Raw genomic sequence first — 9,946 nt, forward strand, 5'->3', positions numbered from 1 at the left:
GCGCTTAAAATTTTTGATTTAATGCTTGGTTTAAATGAAAAATTGCAAACAGCTCTCGTTATCGTGACGCATGATATTGAACTGGCTAATCGCATGGATAAGGTACTGCATTTGCAGGAAGGGAAATTGCTGTAGCATACCCTGCCATTTTTATTTCATGGCAGGGAAAAACAAAAAAGTCAAAACTCCGCATGACCTGGAGTTCTGGGAAAGGGGATAACGTCCCGCACGTTGCCAAGGCCAGTTACATAACTGATCAAGCGCTCAAAGCCAAGCCCAAAGCCGGCATGCGGCACGGTCCCGTAGCGCCTTAAGTCACGGTACCACTGATATTGGCTTTTATTTAAATGACATTCTTCCATACGTTTATCAAGAATATCGAGACGCTCCTCGCGCTGGCTTCCCCCAATGATTTCTCCAATTCCGGGAGCTAAAACATCCATGCCGGCGACGGTGCGTTCATCGTCATTAAGTCGCATATAGAAGCTTTTGATTTCTTTAGGATAGTCCGTGATAATCACTGGTCTTTTGCAGTACTCTTCAGCAAGAAAACGCTCATGCTCCGATTGCAAATCAAGTCCCCATGCGACAGGATAAGCAAAAGGCAAATCAGCTTTTTTGAGGATTTCAATTGCATCTGTATAGGACATCATCTCAAAGTCGGAGTCTGCAATATGCTCAAGGCGCACAATGCATTCCTGATCGACAAATTGGTTGAAAAAGTTCATGTCATCCGAACACTCATCCAGAACAGTTGCACAAAGAAAACGTAACAATTGCTGGCTCAGGTTGCATATGTCCTGAAGGTTGGCAAATGCCAATTCCGGTTCAATCATCCAGAACTCTGCCAGATGCCTGCTGGTATTGGAATTTTCAGCGCGAAATGTCGGCCCAAAGGTATAAACCTTGGACATGGCCAGGCAATAAGCCTCGGCATTCAATTGGCCAGAGACTGTAAGAAATGTTTCCTGTCCAAAAAAATCTTCAGAAAAATCAATTTTACCCTGAGAATTTTTGGGGAGGTTGAGCAGATCAAGCGTACTTACCCTGAATAATTCCCCTGCTCCTTCACAATCATTGGCTGTGATAATTGGGGTATGAATCCAAAAAAATCCACGCTCATGGAAGAAACGGTGAATTGCCTGCGACAGGCAATGGCGCACCCGGGTTACGGCACTAATTGTGTTTGTGCGGGGGCGTAGATGTGCGACTTCACGAAGAAACTCCATGGTATGACGTTTTGCCTGCACAGGGTAAGTATCCGGATTATCAACCCAGCCTGTGACTTCGATATTCATTGCCTGGATCTCAAAATGCTGCCCCTTGCCCTGGGAGGGAATAAGCCTGCCTGTGGCAATCAACGAGCAACCCGTGGTTATTTTTAAGATGTCTCGCTGGTAATTTTCCAAATCGCTGCCTGCGACAATCTGTATCGGTGAAAAACAAGAACCATCATGCAGATTGATAAAGGATAAACCTGCTTTGGAATCTCGACGTGTCTTTACCCATCCGCGGACAGTAACGATTTCATCAACGCTGATTTCACCTTGTAAGCATTGTTTTACGGTATAAACTTCTGGCATTCCCCACTCCAAAAAACAATCCAAAGCTTTGCGGACATCCCGCAAACGTGGAAATTATTTACTTGCATAACCATTCAGTGCTCAAGCCTTAAGCTTGAAAAAGAAACTGGATTCGCACGGGTTTATTAAAATATGCACAGCAATATTTTTAACGATGCGTGATTTGCAAAGATGTTTTCGCGAACCCGGTCATTGGCGGTTTATTTAATGGTCATCGTATAATTAAATAATACACTAAACCAACCTAAGGTGTGAATATGATGCTGCGCGGAGTCGTTTTATTTTTAGCATTATGGACTTCTATATTATGTGCCGCGGACACAGAATTGCGGCTTTATCGACCGTTTGCAGCCACTGATAAACACCCAAAGCCGCATATTGAGCAAAGTCTCATGGGAGATTGCTCCGAGCAATCATTCTTGATTAAGCGGGAAGATGCATGGAGATGCATTGCCAATCATACAATTTATGATCCCTGTTTTGTAAATACATACGGAACAAGGCAAATTGCGGTGTGCCCGTACTCGCCATGGTTTGCCAACAGCATAGAGATTAAGGTCAATGGTTCTTTGGATAATAAAAGCCACCATGCTCTGGATATGTCGGAAGCTTATCCATGGGCAATAGAACTCGCAGATGGAACAAAATGCTCTGCTGTAGGGCAAGGCGAAGCTTATGATGGTCTTCCGATTCGTTATCGATGCGGGGAGAACACAGCGTTGATTGGTGATTTACAGCGTTGCACTCCAACTTGGAAAATTCTTAAGCAAGAAGGGCGGAATATTGGCATTTCTGAAATTAAACAGGCATGGTTTTAGACGGAGCTTACAAAAAATTGTTTGTGAATGATCAAGGGCAAGCTTTGGACGTCCAGTGGTTAGAAAAATTTGCATTCTTACGAAATTAAGTCTTTAATTATATTAGTACATTTATGCAGGGAGCAGAACAATGTTTGGTGCACTATTCCACTCTTATATTTTGGCGCAAGTATTTGGTTTATATCTGCTTTTTATGTCAGTTATTTTGTTAAGCCGAACGCCTTATTATCGTGCTTTGGTACAAAATATGACAGCACAAAATCCGGGTATATTGACAGGCGCCTCGTTTGGTTTGTTACTCGGCCTTTTGCTGGTGGTGGTTCATAATTTTTGGGTATGGGAACCAAGGGTTTTTATTACGATAATTTCCTGGATTATTTTAATTAAGTCACTTATCTGGCTCTCTTTTCCAGAAAAAATGTTGAAATTTACTCAAAAAACAGTTGCGGGCCCGGCGTATTACGTCATTATAGCGCTCATGTTTATCGTTGGTGTTATCCTGATTACCAAAGGTTTTTATCTCTATATTCCGGATGAACATATCCCTTTTGATTAAAAAATAATAAGCTGATTTAGAACGCTTCTTAAAAAACCGCAATCATTAAAACATTGCGGTTTTTTTTGGATTTATCTACACTGCTTGTTATTCGATGTTGGCTTCAGGAGATGCTTTATAAAATGCAGGGATTGTTAAACAATACTCGTTAATTTCCCGGATAAGAGGATAATTGTCCAGTGGAAAGTTGAATCGTTTGGCATTATAGACCTGGGGAATCAGGCAAATGTCTGCAAGAGTAATTTCGCTGCCATAGCAAACATGCCCTTTGCGGGGCGATTGCCTTAAACGGGATTCCAAGGCATCAAAGCCTTTTTTCAGCCAGTGATGATACCATGTCTCTATCTGCCCGTCAGACGCCTTAAATTGGCTGCGTAACTGTTGCAAAACCCGTAAGTTATTCAAGGGATGGATATCTGCTGCAATCATCAGGGCAATGGCGCGCACATGCGCTCTGGCCAGGGGATTATGCGGCAATAATGCAGGATTTGGATTGATTTCTTCCAAATATTCAATGATGGCTAAAGATTGATATAAAACATGGCCGTTTTCATCCAATGTGGGTACCAAACCCTGGGGGTTAACAGCCAGATATTCAGGTTTATGTTGTTGTCCTCCATCTTGCACCAGATGGACGGGAATGGTTTCATAATGAACTTCTTTCAAGTTCAGGGCAATTCGAACCCGGTAGCTCGCTGAAGAGCGATAGTAATCATATAGTTTCACTTTGAATCCTTTGAGGGTCGTTGAGTTTTTCCTGATTAAGCGGCCGAACTTCCTGTTCAATAGCGCCAAATATGCTGCGTCCATCCTCATCGAGCATCTCAATGCGAATAACATCGCCAAAATGCATAAAGGAAGTCTCGGGCTTGCCATTTTTTATGATCTCAAGCATGCGCCTCTCCGCGATGCAGGAAGAACCTTTGCTGCGATCCAGGTTGGATACAGTACCCGAGCCAATAATCGTGCCCGCCCCCAAAGTTCTTGTTTTGGCTGCGTGCGCAATTAACTCAGGAAATGAAAAAGTCATATCCTCTCCTGCATTGGGCTTGCCAAAGAGCTCATCGTTAAGATAGCTCAATAAGGGCAAATGCAGCCGCTTTCCGTCCCAGTATTTGCCCAGTTCGTCAGGCGTCACGGCAACGGGCGAGAAACTGCCCGCCGGTTTTGACTGGAAAAAACCAAATCCCTTGGCGAGTTCGCCGGGAATTAAATTGCGCAGGGACACGTCATTAGCCAGCATGACTAAACGGATGTGCTGCTCTGCGCTCTTTGCATCAATTGCCATGGGAACATCATCGGTAATAATGGCAATTTCTGCTTCAAAATCGATGCCAAAACTTTCATCTGCAACGATGATAGGGGCTCTCGGATCAAGAAAACCATCCGAGCCGCCCTGGTACATTAAGGGATCGGTCCAGAAATTCTCAGGCATTTCCGCGCCTCGTGCCTTCCGCACGAGCTCTACATGATTGACATAGGCGCTGCCATCTGCCCACTGATAGGCACGGGGCAGGGGGGAAGCCATATGCGTTTCATCGAAAGGAAACGCATTCTGGATTTTTTTTTGATTGAGTTTGTTATAGGTTTCCTGCAAGGGCTTCTCAATTTCTTGCCAGTTTTCAATTGCTGCCTGTAAGGTCGGAATGATATGTGTTGCCAGGGCGGCCATAGTTAAATCGCGGCTGACCACACATAATTCCCCGTCTCTTTTGTTTTGAACTTTCAGTGTTGCCAACTTCATAATACATCCTGTTTAAGGTTATTGGGTTTCCTGAAGTGTTCCGCGGCGAATTTGGTCGCGTTCAATTGCCTCAAATAAAGCCTGAAAATTACCTTCACCAAAACCCTGATTACCCCGGCGCTGAATGATTTCAAAGAAAACTGGGCCAAAAATATTTTCTGTAAAAATCTGCAACAACAATCCGCCTTCAGGATCTGCTTCGCCATCTATTAAAATTTTTTCATCCCGCAATTGGTTTAAGGGCTCCTGATGCCAGGGAATCCTGCTGTTTACCATTTCGTAATAGGTGTCCGGCACATCAAGAAACTTGACTCCATTATTTCTAAGTTGCCGTACTGTTTGATAAATATTTTCTGTGCTTAAGGCAACATGTTGAATGCCTTCTCCCTGATACTCGTGTAAAAATTCTTCGATCTGCGAATGATCATCCTTGGATTCATTGAGAGGAATTTTTATTTTTCCACATGGACTTGCTAATGCGCGGCTGATTAATCCGGTCATTTTCCCTTTGATGTTAAAGAAACGAATTTCACGAAAATTAAATATCGTTTCATAAAAATTAGCCCACTTGTCCATGTTTCCGCGGAACACATTATGTGTTAAGTGATCAATTTCTATAAGACCGGCTTCTTTTATATGGCTGCCATCTTTTTTTATCCATTCTCCGGCAAAAGGTTGATGGGATGCATCGGTAAAATAAATAACGCTGCCTCCAATTGCCTCTATGGCCGGCAGATGGTGATTCACCTGTCCTGTTTCCTTAAAGGCTTTTGCGCCATGCTCGATGGCATAATTAAAAGCCTTGTTTGCATCCGCTACGCGAAAACCCATGGCACAGGCTCCTGGCCCATGAGTTTTCGCATGCGACTCTGCCTGGCACGATTTCGCGGCATTGACAATAAACCGGATATTGCCCTGCTCAAAGAGGGTGATGTCCTGATGGGCATGATGGGCAGCTTCATGAAAACCCATGTCGATAAACTGTTTTTTGAGCGCCGCTTTGTCTGGGCCTGAAAATTCAAGAAATGCAAATCCGTTGAGACCACAGGGATTGTCTTGAGAGATATTGTTCATTCAACTGCCTCCTTGTTGTTCTTTAAGAAGAGGGTTCTATGTTGCAAGCTCAGGATTCATTGGGTTTCACTAGATAAAGACCGTCAGCAATAGGCAAGAGGCTCGCAAAAACCCGCCTGTCATTGTTGATGCGTTGATTCAGTTCTCGAATGGCCCGAGTTTGCCCACCTGTTTCTTCCTCATCAATTACCTTGCCGCTCCAAAGCATGTTATCAATGGCAATTAGACCCCTACGGCTGACAAGTTTAAGCGCCAGTTCGTAATAATGAGTATAATTGGTTTTGTCTGCGTCAATAAAAATGAAATCAAAAGAGCCCGCAAAGCCGTTATTGAGAAGTTCCTGCATGGTTTCCAAAGCGGGACCCAGGCGCAAATCAATTTTTTGCTCCTGCTTGGCTTTTTTCCAGAAAGTTTGTGCTTTATCAGTCCATTCTGAATTGATATCGCAGGTAATTAATTTTCCATCATCAGGCAAGGCAAGTGCCATTGCCAAGGCGCTGTAGCCGGTAAATGTTCCGAGTTCAAGGACTTTCTTTGCGGAAATTAACTTTAACAGGAATTGCATAAACTGGGCCTGTTCGGGCGCTACCTGCATGACAGCCAGGGGTAATTTGGCAGTTTCTTCGCGAAGCGAGGCCAGCACTGGATGTTCATGCAGGGAAACTTCCAGCAGATATTCATATAATTCGGGAGTCAGGTTTAAATGTTTCATATCTTTATATTTTTATGCGAGTTTTTCCTGTGCCAGCATGTCGGCAATTTCACTGACAGGCCTGTTTTCTTCCTTAGAACGGGTGAAAATCTGCAATAAGGTGGTTTTAATGCCATTTATCCTTTCATCTACCTGTTCTTCCGCAGATTTAAGATATTTGCTTGCTGCGAAAATCAGACCGCCAGAATTGATGACATAGTCTGTCGCATAAAGTATGCCTCTGTCATGTAATTTTTGCCCGTGATAGGCATGGGCCAGCTGATTATTGGCGGCTCCCGCGACTATCGTTGTTTGCAATTGATTAATGGAGATGTCATTGATAACAGCTCCCAATGCGCAGGGTGAAAATACATCGCAGGGAACCTTATGTATTTCTTCAGTGGCAACAGCGGTTGCACCAAATGCCGCCACTGCCTCTTGTACGCGTTGGGGGTTAATATCGGCTACAGTCAGTTTTGCGCCGGCTTCATGCAAGTAACTGGCCAACAGATACCCAACATGACCTAATCCCTGGATGGCAACATGCAGGCCTTCGAGCCGTTCTCTTCCTAACTGAAACAGCACAGCGGCCTCGATGCCGCGGAGAACCCCTTTTGCTGTATAAGGAGAGGGATCGCCGTTATAACTGGAAAGGCTTGCAACATATTCTGTATGCTGAGCGATAATATCCATATCGCTTAATTGCGTTCCGCTGTCCAAAGCGGTGATATAGCGTCCGCCCAAGTCATGGACGAACTCTCCGAAGCGGCGCAGATAAGCTTCCCTGTCATAGTCAGTTTCAGGTTGAATGATAACGGCTTTTCCACCTCCCAAAGGCAGATTGGCCAATGCTGCTTTGTAACTCATGCCGCGGGCCAGCCGCATGGCATCAAACAGGGCGGAAAATGTATCGGGATAAGGAATAAAGCGGCATCCTCCAAGCGCAGGGCCAAGTTTGGTGCTGTGAATGGCTATTATTGCCTTCATGCCGGTTTTGCTGTCAACTTTAAAGTGCAGTTCGCCAAATCCGCGATTTAAGGCATACTCAAGAAAATCATCTTCATGCTTCATAACAGCGCCGCTGGTGGCCAGGGTATCGACAGAAATCATACAGAAACTCCCTATAACAATAATGTGTAAAGTTATAGTCGTTATTCTTTCCTAAATCAATGGCGAAATGAAAGGAATGAGAAGAAAAGCTCATGGCATAAAATACTAACATGGCGTACACTAGACTCGGATTATTGCAAGAAATATGCTACAGAACCGAAAGACTTGACGCGGATTATGGTTTTAAACGTTCCCTGTTCACTTAAAATTGATTCTTGAGGTCAGTATGAGAAAAATAATACAGATATTTACTTTATTTTTAATAACTTCCTTAAGTTTTGCAAATACCAAACCGGATATTGCGCTGGATAAAATCACGTTTCAGGTCACTGCAAGGCAATGGGTAAGCACCAGGACTGCATTGTTGGTGGTCGGGGTCAATATAACCTTAACTGACTCAGATTTGGCTAAAGCCCGTGCAGATATCATGGATAAACTTGCAAAAATTGCCAAAGGTGACTGGCATATTGTGCAGTTTGACCGTTCCCAGGATTCCTCGGGCCTTGAAAAATTAACGGTCAGGGCTGAAGTGCGCGTGGACCAAAGTTTGCTGAGCCATGTTTATCAAAATGCGAAAGCAGTCAGCAAACCGGGCGCGAATTATGAAGTCAGTACCATTGAGTTCCAACCGAGCCTTGCAGAAATTCAGAAGGCAAAGGCTGAACTGCGTGAAACACTGTATCAGAAAGCAACGGAAGAAATGGCGCGTATCAACAAAATTTTTACCGGCCAAAGTTACAGTTTAAACCGTTTATTTTTCCAGGATGGGGAGATACAGCCGCAGCCTAAGGCTTACCGTGCCCAGGAAACGGTCAATATGATGGCGATGGGTAGCGCAGCACCCGATCTGGCCGTAAGTCATGAAATCATCATGACTGCTGTAGTTGAGGCAGCCTCAAACCGGTTTAACCCGGAAAAGGGGATTGAGCGTGTTGCAGGATAAAATTATTGCTCATCGCGGCGCTTCGGCCTACGCACCTGAAAATACCCGAGCAGCTTTTGAGCGAGCCCGACAGATGGGGTCTCGGTTTATCGAATTTGATGTCATGCAAAGTGCGGACGGCGAGCTTTTTGTATTTCACGATGATGAGTTAAACCGAACTACAAACGCTCGCGGCGCGTTTCATCTTGCAAGCAGCGAAACGCTTAGGGGACTGGATGCAGGATCCTGGTTTGGAAGACGCTTTCGCGGTGAAAGAATACCTGCTTTTACAGAAGTACTGCGCTGGCTTAATGAGCATGATATGGCGGCAAATATCGAAATCAAACCCCACCCAGACAATGTAGAAGAAATTACAACTGCGGTACTGGCAGAAGTTCACAGCTATTGGCCAGAGAGCAAAAAAATGCCTCTTGTCTCAAGCTTTGAAACTAGGGTATTGCGTTTATGCCGCAGTATTGCGCCTGAAATGCCGCTCGGGTTTTTAATGCATGAGTGGCAGGATAACTGGTCAAAAACTGCTAAAGAGCTAGACTGCTGCTCTATTCACGCCAACAAACATATTTTATCGAAAAGCCGTATTGCAGAAATCAAGCAGTATGACTATAAGTTATATGCATATACCGTCAACAGCAGGCGCCAGGCAAAAAAACTCATCGCAGAAGGCGTGGACGCGGTTTTCAGCGATTACCCTGATCTTCTATCATGACTTTGCCGCGGATTTTTTTTATTTTAACCCTTGCTGGTTTTTTAAATTCTGTATTTGCAGAGCCTCTCGAAATCTCTTTTTGGCACTCTATGGCAGGCCATCTGGGAGAAGAGGTTGAAAAAATAGTCAGCGGGTTTAATGCAAGCCAAAAAAAATTCAGGATAAAACCAGTTTATAAAGGTGATTATTTAGAAACCTTGACTGGTTTTGCTGCCGCATTCCGCGCCGGGCAACCCCCTGCCATGATCCAGATATTTGAGGTTGGCACCCGGGCAATGCTTGCGCCCAAAGGCGTTATAAAACCCATTGACGAGTTGATGCTTCATCAGCCAGTACAATTACCAAAATCAAGTTTCTTCAGCGCTGCCAGGGAATATTACACGGTCAATGGTGTTTTAATGGCAATGCCTTTTAACCTGTCCGTGCCGGTAATTTTTTATAATCAAGATGCTTTGGCAGCAGTTGGCTATGATGAGAAGAATTTCCCAAAAACCTGGCAAGAATTCGAAATTTTGGCCGCAAAGCTTCATAAGGCTGGACATCAGTGTGTATATACCACAGGCCATCCCGCCTGGATTCTTATGGAATCTTTTTCGGCAATACATGGCCTAGGCATGTTCGCAGAAAATGGTAATCAAGCGGTGTACGATAACCCGCCTGTACTTCATCATCTGGAGCGGCTACTTGAATGGCAAAAAAAGCAATATTTTGAATATGGCGG

The 9,946-nt window shown here is 44.3% G+C and carries 11 protein-coding genes and 1 pseudogene; 6 read left to right on the top strand and 6 right to left on the bottom strand.

Annotated elements, in window-relative coordinates; genetic code table 11:
- Positions 1–135 (top strand): annotated as a pseudogene (locus Llon_RS11720) (lipoprotein-releasing system ATP-binding protein LolD); the annotation flags it as partial.
- Between the two features lie 44 nt (positions 136–179).
- On the opposite strand, the gene asnS reads toward Llon_RS11720, so the two are convergent.
- Positions 180–1,583, bottom strand: a complete 1,404-nt coding sequence (asnS, locus tag Llon_RS04230) for an asparagine--tRNA ligase (protein WP_058528819.1) — start codon at positions 1,581–1,583, stop codon at positions 180–182.
- 257 nt (positions 1,584–1,840) lie between these two features.
- Between asnS and Llon_RS04235 the strand changes: the two genes are divergently transcribed.
- Both Llon_RS04235 and Llon_RS04240 read left to right on the top strand, forming a co-directional pair.
- Positions 1,841–2,401 (top strand): hypothetical protein, encoded by a 561-nt coding sequence (locus Llon_RS04235; RefSeq protein ID WP_058528820.1) that lies wholly within the window; start codon positions 1,841–1,843, stop codon positions 2,399–2,401.
- 130 nt (positions 2,402–2,531) lie between these two features.
- Complete coding sequence (locus tag Llon_RS04240) at positions 2,532–2,957, top strand: hypothetical protein (protein ID WP_058528821.1); 426 nt, start codon at positions 2,532–2,534, stop codon at positions 2,955–2,957.
- A gap of 87 nt (positions 2,958–3,044) precedes the next feature.
- Here the strand turns inward: Llon_RS04240 and maiA are convergent, their stop codons facing one another.
- Genes maiA through Llon_RS04265 form a run of 5 tightly spaced genes read right to left on the bottom strand, consistent with a single transcriptional unit; the run spans position 3,045 to position 7,576 of the window.
- The gene (gene maiA, locus Llon_RS04245; RefSeq protein ID WP_058528822.1) at positions 3,045–3,683 is read right to left on the bottom strand and encodes a maleylacetoacetate isomerase; all 639 of its coding nucleotides are present in this window, start codon (positions 3,681–3,683) and stop codon (positions 3,045–3,047) included.
- On the bottom strand, positions 3,670–4,701 hold the full coding sequence (locus tag Llon_RS04250; protein ID WP_058528823.1) for a fumarylacetoacetate hydrolase family protein: 1,032 nt from the start codon (positions 4,699–4,701) through the stop codon (positions 3,670–3,672). The genes maiA and Llon_RS04250 overlap by 14 nt, the downstream gene beginning before the upstream one ends.
- An 18-nt stretch (positions 4,702–4,719) precedes the next feature.
- A complete protein-coding gene (gene hppD / locus Llon_RS04255; RefSeq protein WP_174221671.1) occupies positions 4,720–5,766 on the bottom strand; it encodes a 4-hydroxyphenylpyruvate dioxygenase in 1,047 nt (348 codons plus the stop codon).
- 58 nt (positions 5,767–5,824) lie between these two features.
- Positions 5,825–6,487 carry a class I SAM-dependent methyltransferase gene (locus tag Llon_RS04260; RefSeq protein WP_058528825.1) on the bottom strand — a complete coding sequence of 221 codons (663 nt, stop codon included), beginning with the start codon at positions 6,485–6,487 and terminating at the stop codon, positions 5,825–5,827.
- Positions 6,488–6,499: 12 nt separating this feature from the next.
- Complete coding sequence (locus Llon_RS04265; protein ID WP_058528826.1) at positions 6,500–7,576, bottom strand: Leu/Phe/Val dehydrogenase; 1,077 nt, start codon at positions 7,574–7,576, stop codon at positions 6,500–6,502.
- Between the two features lie 226 nt (positions 7,577–7,802).
- Here Llon_RS04265 and Llon_RS04270 point away from each other — a divergent pair, with 226 nt between their 5' ends.
- From Llon_RS04270 to Llon_RS11725, 3 genes are all read left to right on the top strand, one after another.
- A complete protein-coding gene (locus Llon_RS04270; RefSeq protein ID WP_058528827.1) occupies positions 7,803–8,519 on the top strand; it encodes a hypothetical protein in 717 nt (238 codons plus the stop codon).
- A complete protein-coding gene (locus tag Llon_RS04275) occupies positions 8,506–9,225 on the top strand; it encodes a glycerophosphoryl diester phosphodiesterase (protein ID WP_058528828.1) in 720 nt (239 codons plus the stop codon). Before Llon_RS04270 ends, Llon_RS04275 begins: the two co-directional genes overlap by 14 nt.
- On the top strand, positions 9,222–9,946 hold a 725-nt coding region (locus tag Llon_RS11725; protein ID WP_237758255.1), incomplete at its 3' end, for an extracellular solute-binding protein. The genes Llon_RS04275 and Llon_RS11725, both read left to right, overlap by 4 nt.

It is taken from the genome of Legionella londiniensis (assembly GCF_001467825.1).
Taxonomy (GTDB): domain Bacteria; phylum Pseudomonadota; class Gammaproteobacteria; order Legionellales; family Legionellaceae; genus Legionella_A; species Legionella_A londiniensis.